This is a genomic window from Cyclobacterium jeungdonense, assembly GCF_010994275.1.
Taxonomy (GTDB): domain Bacteria; phylum Bacteroidota; class Bacteroidia; order Cytophagales; family Cyclobacteriaceae; genus Cyclobacterium; species Cyclobacterium jeungdonense.
The window spans coordinates 366538-386895 of record NZ_WMCD01000002.1 but is presented as its reverse complement, the minus strand read 5'-3'; the positions used below and the strand labels follow the sequence as shown (position 1 = coordinate 386895).

The following is a 20358-nucleotide window of genomic DNA, read 5'->3' as shown; positions in this document are numbered from 1 at the left end:
TGGAGTAATATTTAGATAATTAATAGCAAGGAGAATAATTAAAGGGCTGCTTCTCCGGTGTCATCATTTCTTATTCTAAAGGCTTTGCCGACTTCGTATACGAAGATTTTACCATCTCCTACTTCGCCAGTCCTACCTTCTTTCAGGATGCATTGGATCACGTCTTCCTCTAAGTCGTTAGCTACCACGATTTCCAGTTTTGTCCTGGGAATGAAGGTAGGTTCATACGCTACACCACGGTAAGTCTGCATCCGGGCATGTTGTAATCCCATTCCTTTTACCTCGTAGAAGGTCAGAAATTTCACACCTAGATTGGATAGGCATTGATGAATTTCATCAAATTTCGAAGTTCTAATTAATGCTTCAATTTTTTTCATTTTCTTAACAGGGTTAGTAATTTGTTGCTAATTCTATTATTAAAAATTTTATTTTTTTCAAATTTAATAACCAAAACCGATTTAACAATTAAATCAGGTTAAAAAGTGCATAAAATTAAAAAAACAGAATGAAAATTCACTAAATAATCAAAAATATGCAGGCTATTAATAATAATACACTAAAAATATACCCTAAAAGGTTTCTATCTATGTCATAAATTGACAAAACAAGGTTTTTTGGGAACCATCATTAATCTACTTTTTTTGATTTGCTTTAGGTAAAAAAAGCAGCAAATTAAATCCATCGAAAGGGTAAAAAAATTACCTTTGCCGGTAATAAATTTTTCCTGGGTAAGGAATTTGACAACTATTTTAAGTCAGTTATGCATACACCAACACTTTTGATTTTGGCAGCCGGGATGGGCAGCCGGTATGGGGGGGACAAACAAATTGACGGGTTTGGACCTAATATGGAAACGATTCTGGAGTATTCCGTTTTTGATGCCATCCGGTCTGGATTTGGTAAGGTCGTTTTTATCGTAAGGCAGGAAATTCTGGAGGAGGCAAAAGCTATTTTTGTACCCAAATTTGGAGATAAAATTCAGGTTGAATTCGTCATTCAATCACTTGAAAGCATGGTTCCAGAAGCGTACCGTCAGCCGGAAAGAACAAAACCTTACGGCACGGCGCATGCGCTTTTGTGTGCAAAGGACGTGATCAAAGAGCCATTTGCTGTAATCAATGCAGATGACTTTTATGGTGTGGAGGCGTTTCGGATCCTAGCTGCATTTTTAAGCAAAGAGGTAACTCCCCAACTTCACTGCATGGTGGGTTATGCGTTGGAAAATGTTTTGTCCGATTATGGCACTGTGAGCAGAGGTGTTTGCGAATCTTCCCCCGAGGGGTTCCTGACAGGTATGATAGAGCGTACGGCAATTTCCAGAAAGGAAGGGGGGATTTTTCACGAGGAGGGCTCTGATAAAATTGAGATTTCTCCAGAAAACCCTGTTTCAATGAATTGTTGGGGATTTCATCCGGCTGTTTTCGAGCAGACAGAGAAGCTGTGGATTCCTTTTCTGGAAGAAAATCAGGATAATCTAAAGTCTGAATTTTACATTCCGAAAGTAGTAAATTCACTCATTCAGGAGGATATTGCCCGGATAAAAATCCTGGAAGGAGGAAAAATCTGGTTTGGCGTTACCTATTCCCAAGATCGGGAACACGTAGTTAAGGCCCTGCGAAAATTGCATGCTGCCGGGACCTATCCGGAAAAATTATGGTGAAAGATTTACGGCAGGTACAGGCGCAAGCAACGACTTTTGTTTCAAGGGGTCCAATGTGATACCGGTGTAACAAGCTTAAAGTCGTTTAAATGCTGTTATTCCCATTGAAATTTATATAACTTTAATTCTGTAAATTTTAAAAATTAATCAATCCAGAATGAAACGAATTGTTTTTTCACACTTTCCCATAGCAGCAGACCTGGCTTTGCTTTTTTTGAGAGTGGGAACCTCGCTCATGCTTTTGACCCACGGATGGTCAAAAATCACCAATTTTAGTGAACGTTTGACCAATTTTGCCGATCCCATTGGACTGGGGCCGGCAGTTTCTTTACAGTTGGTAATATTTGCCGAGTTTTTTTGCACCATCTTTCTCATGCTCGGCTTTATGAGCCGGGTCTTTTTAATTCCTTTGATTATCAATATGGCGGTGATCGCCTTTATCGTCCATGGGGACGATCCGTTCAACCGGCAGGAGCTTTCGCTAATGTATTTATTAGTGTTTGTTGTATTGTTGTTGACAGGACCGGGAAAATTGTCACTGGATGGTCAAATCCTGAAAAGACGAAGGTATTAATCCAACCTTTCCTCGGAAAGGTTTCCATCTTTAATGGTAAAAAAGGTTGCTTTAGCCCGGATGGTTTTTAAAATTTCCCGTGATCTTTCGGGGCGGGCATCTGTGATAAAAAGCTGGCCAAATTCCTTTTTTGCAACCTGAGACATTAAATGAAAGATCCGCTGATCATCTAGTTTATCAAAGATATCGTCCAGCAGTAGGATCGGTTTGGTTCCTTTGAGGGTTTTGAAAATGAAAAATTGAGCCAGCTTAAGACTGATTAAAAACGATTTCTTCTGTCCCTGAGATCCGTATTTTTTAATCGAAAATCCGTCCAATTGAAAATCAAAATCATCTTTGTGGATACCGAAGCTGGTTCTTTTCCGAAGGAGGTCCTGGTCCAGGGATGCTTCAAAGTTTTTGGCAAAATCAGCCTGACTCACCTGGCTTTTATAGTGGATGGTTACTTTTTCTTTCTGGCCGGAAATGGCTGCATAGTGGTCGAGAAAATAGGGCGAGAAATCCTTCAGGAAAAGGCTTCGAATTTCGTGTATTTCTCCTGATAGCTGAATAAGCTTTTGGTCGTAAGGGCTTAGCTGGAGCAGGTCCCTTCGTCTTTCTTCAGCAAGTCGTTTTAGTAGTGCATTTCGCTGTTTTAAATAGTGTTGGTACTGGATAAGGAGTTGTAGGTAATGATTATCCGTTTGGCTAATCATGCCATCGAAAAATTTCCTTCTTTCTTCGCTGCCCCCGGTGATAATTTGGGTGTCGTCCGGGGCAATCATAACCAGTGGCAGCAAACCAATGTGCTCACTCAGCCGGTGATAGGCCTTTCCATTTACTTCAAGCCGTTTTTTTTTATTGCTCTCAAATACGCAGGACAAGGCAAGGGTTTTATTTTCTAACTCAAAAGTTCCTTTCAGCGTAAAGAAGGTTTGACCATGTCGGATATGCTGGCTATCCACTGGCAGAAAAGCGCTTTTGGTCAGGCATAGGTAATGGATGGCGTCCAGGAGATTGGTTTTCCCAGCCCCGTTTTCACCGAAAAAGCAATTGACCTCTGAGTCGAACTCCAACTGTTGCCGTACGTAATTTTTAAATTGGATCAGCTCTAAGTTTTTCAGGTACATGGGGGGATCAATAGATGTTTTTCACTATTTTCGCAAAAGAGCTCAAAATTGCTGTGATTTCATTATATTTGGGGCCAAAGTTAGCATATTTTATACAATACGGTATGGCAAAGAAGAGTACTAGTACGAGTAAATCTAAAACAAAATATTCCAAAGAAACCTACACTTATTGGTTTGAAAGCATGTTGCTCATGAGGCGTTTTGAAGAGAAGGCCGGGCAACTTTACGGGCAGCAAAAGATCCGGGGATTTTGTCACCTCTACATCGGGCAGGAAGCATGCGCTTCGGGTGCCATCACCGCACTGGAAAAAGAAGATAAATGGATCACCGCCTACAGGTGTCATGCCCATCCCCTGGGATTAGGTACCGATCCAGGTGCAGTAATGGCTGAACTTTTCGGTAAGGAAACCGGAACAACCAAAGGAAAAGGTGGCTCCATGCATATTTTTGACAAATCCAAGAATTTTGCGGGTGGACATGCCATTGTAGGTGCTCAGATTCCTATGGGACTGGGGATAGGTTTTGCTGAAAAGTACAAGGGTACCAAAAACCTTTGCATCTGTTACCTGGGCGATGGCGCGGTCCGACAAGGGGCTTTTCACGAAGCACTAAACCTGGCCATGCTTTATAAAACTCCCGTCATATTTGTAATCGAAAATAATGGGTATGCCATGGGTACATCTGTAAAACGTTCTTCGAATGTAGATGAGTTGTACACACTGGGTGAATCGTATGACATCCCTTCCTTTCCGGTAGACGCCATGAACGTAGAAGAAGTACACGAAGCTGTAAAAGAGGCAGCAGATCGTGCCCGTAAAGGAGACGGCCCGACCTTGCTGGAATTCAGGACGTATCGCTACAAGGGGCACTCCATGTCAGACCCTCAAAAATACCGAACAAAAGAAGAAGTAGAAGAATACAAGCAACGCGATCCGGTGGAGCAGGTCAAAAAAACAATCTTGGACAATAAGATTCTCAGCGAAGACGAGATCAAAGAAATCGAAGCAAAGGTCAAAAAGCAAGTTGCCGATGCGGTGAAGTTTGCAGAGGAGTCTCCCTGGCCAAAAGGAGAGGATGCCTTCAAGGACGTGTACGCCGAAGATGATTATCCTTTTGTACGGGAATAGCCTGGCCTACGAAAGATAAAGCAAAGCCATTCGGGATTCCCCGGATGGCTTTTTTTATTGCATGGGCGGGTAAGGTGGTCGGTTGGAGTGGATTATCGCGATACTACGGGAAACCCGGCCTTACCTGTGTCCAAAAGGCGGTGGTTTTAATTGGCCTTTCTGACAGGAGGGTAGGCGACGTGATGGACGAAATAGCCGAGAAAATCGGGTTTTATTTTTCCTATCAGAGCTCAACGACTGGGTGGCAAAACAGCAGGACGCGTGTAGCACCCAAAAAGCGAACACAGATTTGTGACAGATGAAACTTATACACGCCGGTATTTGCTCAAAGCGCCGAGCCATACACGGCAAAACGCTCCAGTTCCATATCCGGGCCGTCTCCCGAAATACGAAGGCGCAGTCGGTCCGTGATGACCGGATCGAAGTACTGGATGCGTTTTCGCCCGATGGTCTCTCCGCTGGCGACGGGCTGCCACTGCCCTTCTACCCATGCTTCCAGCGTATATTGCCGGACATGCTGTCCCTTTTCCAGCACTTCTTCCAATACCAGCAAGTTGACGCGATGGTTTTGGGGCAAGGGTAATGATAATTCGGTGGACGGTTGGTTTTTTGAGGAGGTGATTCCGACAGGATGGGCGAAGGTGCTGCGGATGGAATGGCCGAAATTCTCCAGCAGGTTTACTTCTGCTTGTGGGATGAGGCCCGTGCTGTCCGGGGTCATGTTTACCAACAAATTGGCCCCTCTGCCTATTGACTCCAGGTAGGCCTTCATTAGAAAAGAGGAATCTTTTAGCGTTGGGTCCGAATCGGGTTTCCAAAACCAGGAGGAGCGGGTGTGCAGGTTGGCCTCTGCTGGAATGTAGCCTGCATTTTGGGGACCTACCCACTTCGCAAGCCCCTCTCCGGTTTTTACCACATTTTCCAGGGGATAGGGAGCCCAGCCTTGCTCGCTTCCCGACCAGCGTACATCCGGTTTAGTACCTCCCATAATGACGGCTTCGGGTTGCAAATGCCGGACCATGGCCTGAATGGCGTCGCCATAGGAAGTGCCCAGCGGAATCCCGGTATCCGGGTCCATTACGTCCCAGCCGAAGGGATCGTAGGCACCATCAAACCAGAGGTAAGAAATTTCCCCATACTCAGTCAACAGTTCGCGCAATTGTTCCAGAAAAACCGGGAAATAGCGGTGAACATCCCCCCTGATCGTTCGTTCCCCCTGGGGATCCGGGCTACTGGTGCAACCAAAATGGGTGTCGCCTCCTGAGAGGTAAAGCCCGACTTTCATATCGTATTTTCTGCAGGCATTCACAAATTCGGCAACCACATCGCCGGTACCCTCTTTCCAGGGACTGTTTTTGACGGAATAGTCGGTGGTTTTTGTCGGCCAGAGGCAAAACCCATTGTGGTGTTTGGCGGTGAGTACGATATGTTTGGCACCAAAGGATTTGGCTGTTGTCACCCATTGTTCGGCATCCAGTTGTGAGGGATTGAAGAGGGCAGCCTCTGGTACGGCCATCATGTCTGCTTTCGCATAGGTAGCGAGCCCAAAATGGATAAAGGCACCCAACTGCCTTTCCTGAAAGGCCAATTGTTGGGGAGTAGGGGTAGTTCGCAGTGTTTTGGAATAGGGAGCAAATTCGTCGGCTTGTTGTTCCGGAGGAATCAATACCGGCGCCCAGTTGCCCTGATGTTTCGGAGGATCCTCGATACGCTCGCCAGAATTCTTGAAAAAATACTCGAATAGTTGTTGGGGTGTACCCGGAAAAGTGGCCCGTTGCAAATCGCCCGCGGTGGTCTGGTCGCTACCCGTGAAATACAGAACAGTCTGCCCCTTGAAATAGCACAATTCCACATCAGAGGCATTGCTTTCTGCGATGGAGGGGTCGATTAAGGGAATGTTTTTGTGGCTGGGATCAAAGCTAACAAAGGGCCGGTCTTCCGGTGCATCTTTCCAATTTACCAGGTCCCGGGACCGGGTAATGTGCGTTTCGTAGCCAGGGTTCAGGGATTTGAGGTACAGGGTATAGTACCATCCGTTTTCGTAGTACAGGGCAGGCCCGCCTACGTACTTATCTGTGCCATAAATGGCTTCCGGAATTTCCTGCCAGTTTTTCAGGTCTGCGGACCTGACATAGCGAAAGGTAAAGGGAGTCCATTGGGGATCGCTGGTTTCGTAGAGGAGGATGAAGTCGTCCTTTCCCCGGCAGACGGCCGTGTTGAAAAAATATTCCTCCGGATTTGCCCGAAGGATGGTCTCGGGTTTGGTCCATTCTTTCAGGTCGGCCGAACTGGTGACAACAATTTCCGTGATCTTCCGCCAGGGTTTGTTTTCTCCGTAGTAGCCGGCAAACACATACACCCGGTCCTTCCAGGTCAGCACGGTTCCGAAGGCATGGTTTTTCAGAGGCACGGAAACGATTTCGTTGGAGGAAAGGTCCCTGATGCGGATTTCGTCTTCCGGGAAATGGTCTCCGGGTTTGGCCCCGGCGATGTCCCAAAAGCGCTGGTTGTTTTCCAGCAGGTACAGCTTGTCCTTAAATACGAAGGGCGAGGTTTCCACCAGGGGAGATCCAAGCCGTTCTTGCTTTTGGATGGGGTTTTGCCAGTTGGTTTGTGCCGAAAGGCTCGAAGGATGTATATAAAGTACGATACAGACGATAGTGATGAGAAGAGTACGCATGGATACTGGAGGAGTTTGTGTTGATCGCCGACCATTAAATATACAAAAAACGGCTTATACAGCAGTGTTCGGAAGGTGAGGAATGAAGGAGATTGTTTTTTGCTGTAATTGATAGTTATGCCACCTGGAAAATACTCCTGAATGGTTTAATAATCCGATCTTTTTTCCGTAATGTCAAAAAATATGATCTAAATCATTGATCTTTAGTCAGTAACTGAATAATTTTAATTGTGATTTCCTAGCCGACTTTTGGAAACCGCGTAAAGTCTTTTCTCCATATTTTTTAGTTTTCCCAGTTGTGCCCCAGCTTCCCCATAAGGGTCGCCGGCAACAATTCGAGAAGTTAGTTAAGCGCTTTACGTTGGCCTCCCCTGATGCATTGTATCAGGAGCGTGTATCATTTAAATCATCATGTTAAACAGCAAAAGCCATGGATTTATTGGCGAATTCTACAACAGCTTATTTGGTACATGCCCGCCTTGAATGGCTGCATGTGGAAAGCCCGTAAACGGCTTAATCAAATTTATTTTCCAGCGGATAAGGGGGTGTTTTTTTTTAGAAGAAAGACGCCCTTCCATCCTTTCCTGCCCGGTAGTACACCGCTTTTAAAAACGAGCAGGTACTACTAGAATTATAAGTATTAAATAAACCCCTACACTTATCACTATGAAAAATTTTATAAAAACCAACGGATTTGCGCTGCTTTTGGGAATTCTTTTAAGTGGTGGCCTGTACTTCTTTTCTAATACTTCTTTTGCACAACCCACTGTTCAGTGGGACAAAACCTTCGGCGGGAGTAGCGATGACTATCTTCTCAGTACCACCCCCTGCCCCGATGGAGGTTATTTGCTGGCAGGTTATTCGGAATCCCCTGTATCAGGGAATAAAACCGCGAATAGTAATGGTTTTACTGATTTCTGGATCGTCAAAACGGATGGCAACGGCAAAAAAGTCTGGGACAAAACCTTCGGGGCGAATCTATGGGATGTTTTTGGCAGTACCATCCCCACTTCTGATGGAGGCTATTTATTGGCAGGGTATTCCTACTCCCCTGCATCAGGGGATAAAAGCGAGGACAGTAAAGGCGAATGGGACTATTGGGTAGTAAAAATAGACGCCAACGGCAATAAAGTCTGGGACAATACCTTCGGGGGGAGTGATTATGACCTTCTTTCCAGTACCAGCCCCGGCCCTGATGGGGGCTTTTTACTGGCAGGTTATTCTGACTCCCCTGCATCAGGGGATAAAAGTGAGGACAGTAAAGGTAGCAGGGACTACTGGGTAGTCAAAACGGATGGTAACGGCAACAAAGTCTGGGACAAAACTTTAGGGGGAAGTGGTGATGACGTTCTTCACGTCACCATTCCCACCTCTGATGGGGGCTATTTGCTGGCAGGTGAATCTAACTCTCCTGCTTCATGCGACAAAAGTGAGAATAGGAAAGGTGGCATCGACTACTGGGTTGTCAAAATAGACGGCAACGGTAACAAGGTCTGGGACAAAACCCTGGGAGGAAGTAATGATGACCGCCTTTTCTGTGCCACTCATAGCCCTGACGGGGGCTATTTGCTGGCAGGTGAATCTGACTCCCCTGCTTCAGGGGACAAAAGTGGGAACAAAAAAGGTTTCTCCGACTACTGGGTTGTCAAAATAGATGGACTAGGTAACAAAGTTTGGGATAAAACCATCGGCGGGAGTAGCGGTGACGGTCCTAAAAGTTTCATCCCCACTCCTGATGGAGGCTTTCTACTGGCAGGCGATTCTTGGTCTGATGCAACAGGGGATAAAAGTGAGGACAATATAGGTTCTGCTGACTACTGGGTTGTCAAAATAGACGGCAGTGGCAACAAAGTCTGGGACAAAACCATAGGTGGCAGCAGCTATGACTATCTTTACAGTACGAACGCCAGTCCTGATGGAGGTTACTTGCTGGCAGGTTCTTCTGACTCCCCTGCATCAGGGAATAAAAGTGAAGACAGTAAAGGTGGCTTGGACTATTGGGTAGTTAAACTACAGGAGGTGGTGGAAGACAATGAAGCTCCGGTTATTGAGGCAATAGCCCCCATTACAGTAACAACCGATGCGGGAACCTGTACTGCATCTGTAGCATTTTCTGCAGAAGTAACAGACAATTACGATGCTTCCGTCTCTCCTGTATTCAGTATCCTATTGGATGGTGCAAGCACCGAAATCTGTTCCCCCTATACTTTTCCTCTAGGGGAGACATTGGTTTTTGTAAATGCCACCGACGCGGCCGGCAATTGCGCAGATGAGCAGACTTTTACAGTAACAGTAACGAATAATGCACCTATGATTATTGGTGCCTTAAAAGCCCTTGTTGGCTCCATTCCTGTGGGAACCACGGTAACCGTAAGTGATGTAGTAACGGACAATAATCTCGCTGCTGCTTCATGGCACTGGAGTGATGGATCAGTAAGCCCGGCAACCTTAGTTTTTGATAGTACCACGGAGACCTACCTGGTCAGGGGAGAGCGCACATTTGAAAATTCCGGCACCTATACGGTGGAACTTCGGGTGGCGGACCTCTGTGGAGTGACGGCAGCCCACTCCTATCAGCATATATTTATGGTAGATGGATCCGACAGGGGCAAGGTTATCGGCGTGGGTTCTATATATTCTCCCCGGGGAGCCTATACAGCAGATGCCTCCCTGACCGGCAGCGCCCGGTTTTTAGTATCTTTCCACAACCACAACAAAAGCAAACCCATCGGCTCGGTGCTGTTTAGGTTTGGCCGGGCGAACCTGAATTTCTGGGCATGGGATCTGGATTGGATGAGTATTGAAGGTGCCGCTGTGCAGTTAAGGGGGGAAGGCAGGATCAACGGCCGGGGAAGGTACGGGTTTTTTCTTTCCCTGGTGGATGCAGCCATGCAGAAAGGTGGAAGGGACAGGTTGAGGATCAAAATTTGGGAACGCTATTCCGGCCGGGTGGTTTATGACAATGAAATCGGGTCGCCTGAAAATGCAATACCGGGAAGGGCTTTGTCCTGGGGCGGAATTGGGGTCTATCAAAGTAAAACCGGGCCCGGCTTCAGGTTTGGAATGCCTGAGACAGAGGCCACTATTCCACATGAGGAAACAGGGGAGCTGTCAGCAAGCGAGATCCGGGTTTACCCCAACCCCGTGGGAGAAGTGCTGTACATCGATACGGAAAGTGACTATACAGAAACGGTAACCCTCAGTATCCATGACATGGCGGGCAGAACGTTGCATAAGGAAAGCAGGATCATCCACAAAGGGCCAAACCAAATCGTGATGGATGCCAGGGACTGGAATGCCAATACCGGGCAGCTTTTGTTGCGATTGATGTCTCCATCTACAGGGTTCCATCATTTTATTCTTCTCAAGCCATAGTCATTCTGAATAAATGGAAAGAACCCGCTTCTAACGAGAGAGGCGGGTTCTTTTATAGCTAACAGGCGCTATTTATATTTATGTAGAAGCGAATACTAATTTATTGAGTATTTATAAGCTTGAATTTGATAGAATGAATTGATGTCAAAAGCCGTGGATGGATCTTCAACCTGTCCATATATAGTATTTACTTACACGCTACATAGTGTAGTAAGGGTTTTTTGAACAAGAATTCCCGTCAATTAGCTCAGATTCTATTTGCGGCCTATTTGTTATGCATTATTACTATATAAATTTTAAATGTCATTAAAATGACTGTTAAAATAATTATATTATAAGTTTCGAATTAATTTTATTTTTTTGTAAATTTCTTCTATAGACTACCGATAAAAACCTGTTTGACGAATTTCTCTTTCTACATTTTCTTAATAGTATATTTTCCACCATTTAGTCTAAAGTCATGAAAACAAAAAAAAATCCATTATTAAAATCCTGGCGGATGGCCCCTCTATGGGTAATCTTTACCTTTGTTTTTGTCGTTTCCTGTCACGAGAGGGCGTTTTGGGATCCGGAAACCAAAAATCCGCATACCTTGAGTTACGAAGAGACTGCACCTGGAACCTTTGTAGGAGAATATAGAGGAGCCAAGTGGCAACTAAGTTTGCCCAATTCAGTTATTTGGAATTCCTTACCCCAAAAGTATTTGTTGTTGTATGCCCATGGAATTGTTGATCCGGTACCTTATGAGCCTGTAAAATTGCCGGATGATGCGATAGAAGGGACGTCCGTGGAAGACATTTTAAAGGGCAACGGATTTGGATATGCAAGCACCAGTTACAGGGACAATGGGCTTGTGGTGTTGGAAGCGGTGGAGGATATGAAGAATTTGGCAGATCTTACCAGGCTTTTTTTTAGGGTTCATCCCGATTATTCCGCACCGGATTTTCTTTTTATCGGTGGTCCCTCCGAAGGAGGGTTAGTGACAATAAAAACTATTGAGAAATACCCCAGTCTATTTGATGGAGCTATTTCCATTTGTGCCCCTATTGGCGATTTTCAGAAGCAATTGCAGTACAATGGGGATTTTCATGTCTTGTTCAACTACTTTTTCGGAGCAGATCTGTTGGCGGCTGGTTTTGATTTGGGCAACCCCAAAGATGGGGTGGATCCTGCTATTATGGGAAAATGGAAGGAAGGAAAAGAAGGAGACCTGCAAAAAAAGATTATTTCGCTAATGACGGACCACCCTGAACGGGTCTTTCAGTTGTTGAACACGGTGAAGGCAACCGTGGATTTCTATAACCCAATCGCTGTGGGAACCGCTGTACTTGAACTGCTAAGGTTTAACATCATGATGACCAATGACGTGCGCATTAGGATGAAAGGAGTCCCCTACAACAATAAAAACACCGTTTACTCTGGGTCTCTCGATGATGAAACGCTTAATGCCGAGGTACAACGGATTGATGAACCGGATTATCATCAGGTGAGAAATTCTATCAGGAAATATGAAACCTCCGGGAAGCTGATAAATATGCCCTTGGTAACCATTCATACTACAGGAGATTATATAATTCCCTATTGGCATGACAACTTATACGCTTCAAAAATCTTTCCTGCAAAGAACAGCTATTTGCACAAACGTATTGAGGTAGACAATTTTGGACATTCTACCATTTTTTTGGAGAACATTGCGGAAGCCTTGCTTTTCCTCATTGGAAGTGTGAATTCCGTCAGCGAAGTTCAAATGGATGAAATGGAGTATTAAAATTGTGTGAAAACAGGAGGTAAAAGCCTGCAGTACATCTACTGCAGGCTTTCTTTTGAGATTATGCACCGCAGTAACTATAAGATGTAAGGGCAGCCGGGGTGGTTTTTAAGGTTCAATTAAAGCAATTAAGGCCGGTATATTTAAAAAAGTAAAAAAAGTCCATTGCCTCCAGCTCAAACAAAAAACTGATAAGTAATTAGCAGAATTATTTTCCGATCTTGGAAAAGAGCCGTAAGATAGGAGCTCAGGTTTCCACCAGTGGGGAGCCCAGCCGCCCCTGTTTTTGGATGGGGTTTGCCAGGTGGGTTGCGCGGAAAGGCTGGAAGGAAGTATCAATATAAAGATACAAACGGTGGTGATGAGAAGAGTACGCGTGGGAGCTGGTATTTGCCTTTTCCGGTTATGAGGCATTGGACCTTTTGGATGCATCCCATCCGCCAAAAGTGGTATATGTTTTTTTTCCGATATCTATATGTCGGGGATCACTGGCTTGCTTCTTTTGGAAAAAATCAAGCAGAAATACCCCCAAATAACCGTAAGTATATTCTCTGCCTATGGGGATGTGGAAAACCACCAAAGAGCCATAGAATCCGGGGTAAAGGAGTTTTTTACCAAACCCATTGATTTTAAAGACCTGGAAATTACCATTGTTAAGACCCTCTCCCATGTCTTGCAATTGAGGCAAACTTTACAAGCATAACAAGAGAATAATATTCTTCGCTTGTATGTGGACGAAACAGTCCTGAATTTTATGTGAGGTATAGAGTTTGAGCAAGCTTTGCTTCAAAACGAGACGGTAGAGGGGTCGGTTGCATTTATTGATATATGTGGTTTTACGGCTATCAGCGAAACACAACCTGCAGATCAGGTTGTTAGCATGTTGAACGACTATTTCGATATCATGGTGAAGAATAAACAAAAGCCACTAACTGTCTATGAAGTTCTTGGGTAGGCCCTTGCTGATTCTCCTACTTATCAATGTCTGATGTTAATCTATCTCTTTAACCAGGTATTTTTTAGAATGCTATAATTAGTGGGCTTTCGGCCAGGGTAAATTTTTTTGACATTATTATTTTAAGTATTTTGGAGGTTTAAGTTGAATAATAGAAAATATGAGTAAAACAGACAGTATCAAATGGAAATCCATTTTTTCTTTTAGGTCGATTTCATTTATGGTGCTGGGGGTGTTCTTTGCGGTCATTGGACTTCAGGGATTTATGGTTCCCAATAATTTTTTGGATGGGGGCGTTACTGGAATTTCCATTTTGGTTACAGGTTTTGCAAACATCCCTATCAGTATATTGCTCATCGTTTTTAACATCCCATTTCTTATTGTGGGGTATCGGAAAATCGGAAAGACATTTAGTCTGCAAGCATTAATTGCCATTTTACTGTTGGCAGCTGGGATGTATTTTATTGAAATCCCCGCCTTTACTACCGATAAGGTGCTGATTGCTGTTTTTGGAGGCTTTTTTATCGGATTGGGGATTGGGTTTGTGATCCGTGGAGGTGGTGTGATTGATGGGCTGGAAGTCATCGGGTACTATACCCAAAAAAAATCGAGTCTGACGTCGGGGGAAATAATTCTGGCTCTAAACAGCCTTATCATTATTGGGGCGGCGTTTAAATTTGGAATTGAAACAGGGATGTATTCGATTTTGGTTTATTATACCGCCATGAAAACCTCCGACTACGTGGTAAATGGATTTGAAGAATATACTGCTTTGACGATTATTTCTGCCAACTATCCAAAGGTTAAGGAGCTTATTGTGGAGGATTTCGGAAAAGCCGTTACGGTTTACAAAGGTGAAAGGGGATATTTGCCTGGAACAATCGACGATGTGCATGATGTGGATATCATTATGACAGTGGTCACCAGGCTGGAAATTCACCGCCTCAAAGAGGCAATAAGTGAAATTGACCCCAAAGCTTTTTTATATGTGCAGAGTATTAAGGAAGTAAAAGGAGGATTAATCAAGAAAAAAAGTGGACACGGATAATATGGAGAGATTTAATGTACTTTTTGACAACCTGATGTGTAGATTTAAGAAACAACTTCCTGAATACCTCACATATCACAATGCTTCACATACCAGGTATGTTTTGGACAAAGCGGTTCTCATTTCTCAGGAGGAAAGAATAGACGCAGATCAATTGGACTTAGTGAAGGTGGCCGCACTATATCACGACAGTGGATTTTTGAAAGGAATGATTGAGCATGAGCAGGAAAGCTGTGAAATTGTAAAAGCCGACCTAACTACCTACGATTTTAGTGAAGAACAAACCCAGCAAATATGCCAAATGATTATGGCCACTAAAATTCCCCAAAAACCTCAAGACCTTTTGGGTAAAATTGTCGCAGATGCGGACCTGGAATATCTCGGGACGGATTTGTTTGATATCGGATCTCAACGATTGTTTGATGAACTGAGGCATTTTAATGCTGGACTGACACGCACCGAGTGGGTCAAAACACAAATACGGTTCCTGGAATCCCATCAATACCATACCGTCTATTGTAAACAATTCCGGCAACCGAAGAAACTGGAACATCTCGCAAAACTTAAGGACGAACTGCTCGAAAACAGTTAGTCCTAGGAGCATCAGTTGCCCCATCAATTCAGTGATTGCTGCCCCCCTTATTCGGAATCATTTTAATGCGGAGAGAGCAGTACTGTTGCCACATCTGTTTGGGTCAGCCTTTAAGCTGCTAAATCCAATGTTTTATAAAAGGAGTATTCCGAAAGACTGGCTAATCCTGCTAAAGTTGCAAGTTGATTTGTTCTACCGCTGGATTCACTTTAATGAGTCGCTGGGATTTTTTACTCCTTCGACAAAATACATGTCTACCTGGCCTTTATTTTTGGCAAGAATCTTTCCCCGATGGATGCATGTAAATTTGTCTTTGACAAGCGCATAGGTAGTACCAGAAATATTGATCTTTCCCGGTTCGCTACTGCTTTCCATCCGGGCGGCAACGTTTACTGTATCTCCCCAAATGTCGTAGGCAAACTTTCTAAGACCTACGATACCCGCTACCACATTACCGGTATGGATACCGATACGCACCTCAAAAATCTGTTTGCCAAGCTGGATATTTTTCTGTTTGTGTTTCTCGATGAAGTCCCTAATCTCCAGGGCCGCGGTTAAGACATCGGAGGCATGTGTCTGATTTTTGACGGGAAGACCGCCGACCGCCATGTAAGCATCTCCGATCGTTTTTATTTTTTCTATGCCGTGCCGTTGGATAATCCGGTCAAATTCCTTGAAGCAATAATCGATCTCTGAAACGAGTTCAGCGGCGTCCATCTTTTCGGCAATTAGGGAAAAGCCCTTGAAGTCAGTGAATAAAACACTTACGCTTTCAAATTTTTTGGCTTGCGCAGCTCCATTTTCCTTGAGCTCTTTTGCGATATCTACGGGTAAGATATTCAACAAGAGTTCGTCTGATTTTTCTTTTTCTATCTGAAGGTCTAAGGTGCGCTCATTCACCTTGAATTCTAGATTGGCGTTGTATTCCTCTAACCGTTTCTCATTGATCCTGAGGTTTTCTTCAACAGATTTCCGTACTTCTACCTCTTGAACAAGCTCTGCATTCAGGTGTGTGGTTTTTTCCAAAAGCATGGCATTCTGAAGCGCAATCGCTGTTTGTGTTGCCATCACTTGAAGTATCTCTATTCGTTCCCGGGAGAATGCTCCGGTTAAAAATCTGTTTTCCAGGTACAGGTAGGCAAATTCAACGGCAGCATGTTTCAAGGGCAGACAGACGACGGATTTGATTCCATTTTCCAATATATATTCGTCGTTGGAGAAAGGTAATTTACTGCTTGCGTCTTCCAACACAAGTGTTTCACCGGTTCTTACCACATAATTGATTACCGAATGGCTGATATCCTTAAACTGGTCGTAAGGGATATCCTGCATCACGTTGATCTCATTACCGGAAATATCTACCGATGCCTTGACGACTTTGCTTCCATTTTCAGAAGTTACCAAAAATGCCCTTTCCGCACCTGCGTTTTCAATGACCAGATTCATTAAACCCATAAGAATCCTTTCCAATTTAATCTCACCGGAGATTAGGTTGATCGTCTTCAAAATCGTATCCAAGTCAAGATTGTTCGAGTTCTCCCGGATTTCTTCAGCGGATATCAATGCGGCATATTGTTTTTTCAATTGGAGCAATTTGGCTTTTGCACCCCACTTGGAATAAGCCTTGTAAGCATTGGTAATGTAAAACTGCGCCGCTTCAGGTTGGTTTTGGGACTTAAAAAAGACAGCTGCACGTTCCCAGGTGATGGCTTCATCCTGAATGTATTTGTGAAGCCGTGCATGCCTTATTGCGTAGGTATATGCCTTTATGGCCTTATCGAAGTCATTCATTAGGGAATGGTATTCGGCATTCATTAGTTCGTACCTATGGCTGAAATTAACTTCCGAATACGGCAACAATTCTTTAATCAATCGGAGGTTTTTTCTGCAAACTTTAAGCAATTGCCTCTGTTCTTCCTTCGATCGCGAGGCAAAAATCGGGGTAATGCATAGATTCTCATAAAAATAAAAAAGCATCTCCGTCACCGAGCCTTTTACAGGTATCAGGTATTCCTTTTCGCGTAAGCAAAATTTCCAGGCCGTCTCCGGCTGATTGAATACGATCGCAAGTAATTTTTTCTGGGCATACAGGTTGTGAAAATACAGGCCAAATGCCGGTTCATCGGGGAAATCCACCTTTGTTTCGTCAAAGATCTCACCTTGCAACAGGTCAAAATTCTCTACGCCTTCCACAAGGCCAACGACGGATTGCCTAAACAGTTCGATCCGTCTGATTTGCATGATCTGATTGAGTGGAGCGACCTGCATGCTCAGTGCTTCGCCCCTTTTTAACACCTTCTCAATTGGCTCGCCACCATACAGGTTCCAGTAGATAATCAGCTGACCGATGATCGAAGTAAATTCGAATTCGCCCGTTTCAAGGCCTTTTTTCAATGCTGACTCCAGATCGGGTATGGTTTGTGACAGGTGCATCAGCCAATGCGAAATAAACATGACATACACTTGCTTGAGCGAAACCAGCTGCTCCTCATTGTTTAGAATATCACCCAATTTATTACCCAATTGGCCCATTTTAAGCCCTTTTTCCATCTTGCCCATAAAGGCGATATTGATATATCCGAAGACCACAAATGCAAAGGGTGATTTAGGTCCTAAGCCGAATTTCAAGGTCAATCTGATTAACTTAAACATAATCAGTGGAACCATATTTGGCTCAATGAAATAAGCTGCCAATGACATATGGTGCATGATTGACATGCTTAGAATTAGTTCAGGGTTAGCTATTTTCGGCAGGTTTTCTATTTTTTTATCATCATAAAAAGCCAGTCTTCCGCTTATTTTGAGATACCCCAAAAGTACATCCATCTGAGACGGATGGCGCTTCAAATGGATATCGGTAAAACGCAGTGCTTCCAGACCGATTTCAATCACTTTATTTTGGTCGTTCTTGACATTGGCATTTTGGATTTTGAGATCTGCCAGTTTGAGTTTGTCAAGGGTCCTCACCACATGGGTATCCAATAGCTTGGTGAGTTCATTGAAGCGTGTCTGTTTATTACACTGATAGGCCGCAACAGCTCCAAGAAAATGAACCTTAAACGTAAAATCCGGCTCTTTTGACCAGGAATCACGCTCCAAAAACTGTAGTGCGTTTTCAAAATATTGAAGGGCCAGCCCATAAGCGGTGGCATTTTGAGACCTTTGGCCTGCAAGGATATTCAGTTGACACAGTTTACGGGACTCTTTTGGATCCGTGACAAGTTCCTTTGAAAAATTAAATTGATTGACGATATCAAAAATAAATTCCCTAATGTTTTTGTCAGGCGAATTTTCGAGCAATAGCCTTCCGATTTTCAGATGGAATTCGCTTTTCTCCTTATCGGCATTGAGTGAATAAATGGCCTGTTGTACCCGGTCATGGACGAAATAGATGTAGCCATTCCCACCTTCAATGATTAGATCCAGATCAATTGCAGGTTTTAATACTGGATAGAGCTTCTTTTTTTCTTTTTTTGTGATAACGGAGAGCTCCGTCAAACCAAACTTATTTCCTATGCAGGAGGCGAGTTTGAGCAATGCGATGGTCTCGGCGGGAAGTTTATTAATGGTTTGGAGGAATAGATTCACAATATCACCCTCTACATTGTAGCCCATTATCTTTTCTGTATCCCAGGTCCAACTGGATAGCGCATTTTCAAAAACCAGCATGGCATTGGTATAAATAGCTTTCAAAAACTGGTTGACAAATAGGGCATTGCCTCCTGATTTCTTTTCGATAATTTTAACCAATTCGTCCAATGGGCGCTTGGATTTTCCTAGCGCATCAGAGACCAATCTATATATATCTGGATAGCGAAGGTTTTCTACGTAAATTTCTTCCGGATATATGCCTAATTCTTCAATCTCCATTTTAAACTGGAGGAACAAATGGCCAGTGGTGATCTCGTTATCTCTGTACGCTCCAATAATAAGAATATTCTTTAGGTCCTTATTAATCAGGATATTTCGCAGTAAGTTGAAAGACGATGCGTCGCTCCATTGGAGGTCATCAATAAAAATCACCAATGGTTTGCCCGAATCAGACAGCGCTTGAAAGAACTTACTGAGGGCATAATTGAACCTCAATTGGGCCTCCACTCCGTTCAGCTGCGGCAATTCGGGTTGATCTTCAAGTAATTTGTCAAGACCGGGTATAATGTCGTATAAAACGCGGCCAATAGGATGAAGAGCGCGGTGGAATTCAACCTTCCAATGAGCAAGGTCTTTTTCGTTTAGTAACAATAATTGGTACACCAGGTTGCCAAAAATCTGCGAAAATGCAAAATAGGGGACATCTGTTTTTAGTTGATCAAACTTACCTGAGATGAAAAATCCGCCTGCCTGGACGACCGGGCGGTAAAGTTGCTCTACCAATACTGATTTGCCGACGCCAGAGTTGCCAAAAACAAGCAGGAACGTCTTTTGAAATTCCAAAACCCGCTGCAGGGCCTCTTTTAATTTTGCGATTTGTGAATCCCGCCCGTACAACCGGGTAGATAATCTCAACACCCCAGAGAAATCATTTGTGCCCAACTCGATGTGCTCCGTATCCCCATTCTGCCGGAGAGCATTTGCGATTAGGTTTAAATCAAACAAAACCCCCGCAGCTGAATGGTACCTGTTTTGGATGTCCTTATCGAGCATCTTCATAATCAGCCTGGATATTGGGTTGGGACAGTCAGAAATTTCGTCTGGACTCTTGGGGGATATTGCGATATGAGCATGTATTTTGGAAGATCCTTCCTTGTGTTCAAATGGGAAAATACCGGTAAATACCCAATAGAAAACCACACCCAACGAATAAATGTCGGTGTGATATCCGATGTCAGTATTTATTCTTCCGGTTTGTTCCGGTGCTATAAAATCAAGGTTTGCCTCTGAAAAAATCAGCCTGTTTTGTTCAGTTATTTTTTTTTGTATCCGGGTGGCCAACCCGAGACTGATAAAATACACATCGCCGGTGGCTTCCTCGATGAGAATATGATCTGGGTTGAGGTTGAGGTGGACTATCTGCTGGAGGTGGACTTCAGCAAGTCTTTTTGTAATGGAGATACATCGTGTAATTTTCTCAGCAACGGGCAATTTGGTTGGGTTTTGCTCGCTCAGACTGCTCCCTTCAATAAATTGAAGCTTCAGGTTAATTTCCGTGTTGTTATTTTCACTGGACAATACTTTTCGAAACCCGTCAATTGATTCTCCGGCAAAGGAGGCTTCGTTCAACGTTTTTAATAAAGCACTCTGAGGAAGGGGGGAAAGAGCAGCCCTTTTTATTACATGGTTTTGATCAACTGCAGATGTTGACTTGAGAATTGAATGTATTTTACTCAAGTACAAAACGTTCTCTTTCATCACAACATAATTTTTCGTGTCATTTAAGCTGTTTGAAATTAAAACTGTCTTGTATAACGCTTAAATTAGTCGATTTAACGGTGATTTCTTAAATCGTGACATCTTAAATATAATACATTTC

The 20358-nt window shown here is 43.8% G+C and carries 13 protein-coding genes; 9 read left to right on the top strand and 4 right to left on the bottom strand.

All coding sequences use genetic code 11. From position 1 onward, the window contains the following. Nucleotides 1-38: 38 nt before the first annotated feature. Nucleotides 39-377: a P-II family nitrogen regulator gene (locus GKS34_RS06685; RefSeq protein WP_163384033.1), complete on the bottom strand. Its 339-nt coding sequence runs from the start codon at nt 375-377 to the stop codon at nt 39-41. Between the two features lie 383 nt (nt 378-760). Between GKS34_RS06685 and GKS34_RS06680 the strand changes: the two genes are divergently transcribed. Together GKS34_RS06680 and GKS34_RS06675 are read left to right on the top strand one after the other, a co-directional pair. Next, the gene (locus GKS34_RS06680; RefSeq protein WP_163384032.1) at nt 761-1660 is read left to right on the top strand and encodes a nucleotidyltransferase family protein; all 900 of its coding nucleotides are present in this window, start codon (nt 761-763) and stop codon (nt 1658-1660) included. 157 nt (nt 1661-1817) lie between these two features. After that, a complete protein-coding gene (locus GKS34_RS06675; protein WP_163384031.1) occupies nt 1818-2234 on the top strand; it encodes a DoxX family protein in 417 nt (138 codons plus the stop codon). Here the strand turns inward: GKS34_RS06675 and recF are convergent. Next, nucleotides 2231-3343 (bottom strand): DNA replication/repair protein RecF, encoded by a 1113-nt coding sequence (gene recF, locus GKS34_RS06670; protein WP_163384030.1) that lies wholly within the window; start codon nt 3341-3343, stop codon nt 2231-2233. The genes GKS34_RS06675 and recF overlap by 4 nt on opposite strands. Before the next feature lie 104 nt (nt 3344-3447). On the opposite strand from recF, the gene pdhA reads away from it, so the two are divergent. Beyond that, entirely contained in the window at nt 3448-4470 is a 1023-nt protein-coding gene (gene pdhA / locus GKS34_RS06665) for a pyruvate dehydrogenase (acetyl-transferring) E1 component subunit alpha (RefSeq protein WP_163384029.1), read from the top strand. 325 nt (nt 4471-4795) lie between these two features. On the opposite strand, the gene GKS34_RS06660 is transcribed toward pdhA, so the two are convergent. After that, nucleotides 4796-7150, bottom strand: coding sequence for an alpha-L-fucosidase (locus tag GKS34_RS06660; protein WP_163384028.1), 2355 nt, complete (start codon nt 7148-7150; stop codon nt 4796-4798). A gap of 666 nt (nt 7151-7816) precedes the next feature. On the opposite strand from GKS34_RS06660, the gene GKS34_RS06655 reads away from it, so the two are divergent. The 6 genes from GKS34_RS06655 (at nt 7817) to GKS34_RS06630 (ending at nt 14888) form a co-directional block, all read left to right on the top strand. Then, complete coding sequence (locus GKS34_RS06655) at nt 7817-10525, top strand: T9SS type A sorting domain-containing protein (RefSeq protein ID WP_163384027.1); 2709 nt, start codon at nt 7817-7819, stop codon at nt 10523-10525. A 460-nt stretch (nt 10526-10985) separates the two neighbouring features. Continuing rightward, nucleotides 10986-12293 carry a hypothetical protein gene (locus tag GKS34_RS06650; protein ID WP_163384026.1) on the top strand — a complete coding sequence of 436 codons (1308 nt, stop codon included), beginning with the start codon at nt 10986-10988 and terminating at the stop codon, nt 12291-12293. 475 nt (nt 12294-12768) lie between these two features. Beyond that, on the top strand, nt 12769-12996 hold the full coding sequence (locus GKS34_RS06645) for a response regulator (protein WP_240459215.1): 228 nt from the start codon (nt 12769-12771) through the stop codon (nt 12994-12996). Between the two features lie 78 nt (nt 12997-13074). Further along, nucleotides 13075-13248: an adenylate/guanylate cyclase domain-containing protein gene (locus GKS34_RS23725; RefSeq protein ID WP_163384025.1), complete on the top strand. Its 174-nt coding sequence runs from the start codon at nt 13075-13077 to the stop codon at nt 13246-13248. Between the two features lie 160 nt (nt 13249-13408). Then, nucleotides 13409-14296 carry a YitT family protein gene (locus tag GKS34_RS06635; RefSeq protein WP_163384024.1) on the top strand — a complete coding sequence of 296 codons (888 nt, stop codon included), beginning with the start codon at nt 13409-13411 and terminating at the stop codon, nt 14294-14296. Between the two features lies 1 nt (nt 14297). After that, a complete protein-coding gene (locus GKS34_RS06630) occupies nt 14298-14888 on the top strand; it encodes an HD domain-containing protein (protein ID WP_163384023.1) in 591 nt (196 codons plus the stop codon). Nucleotides 14889-15092: 204 nt separating this feature from the next. Here GKS34_RS06630 and GKS34_RS06625 read toward each other — a convergent pair whose 3' ends face one another. After that, a complete protein-coding gene (locus GKS34_RS06625; RefSeq protein ID WP_163384022.1) occupies nt 15093-20237 on the bottom strand; it encodes an adenylate/guanylate cyclase domain-containing protein in 5145 nt (1714 codons plus the stop codon). Nucleotides 20238-20358: the final 121 nt, after the last annotated feature.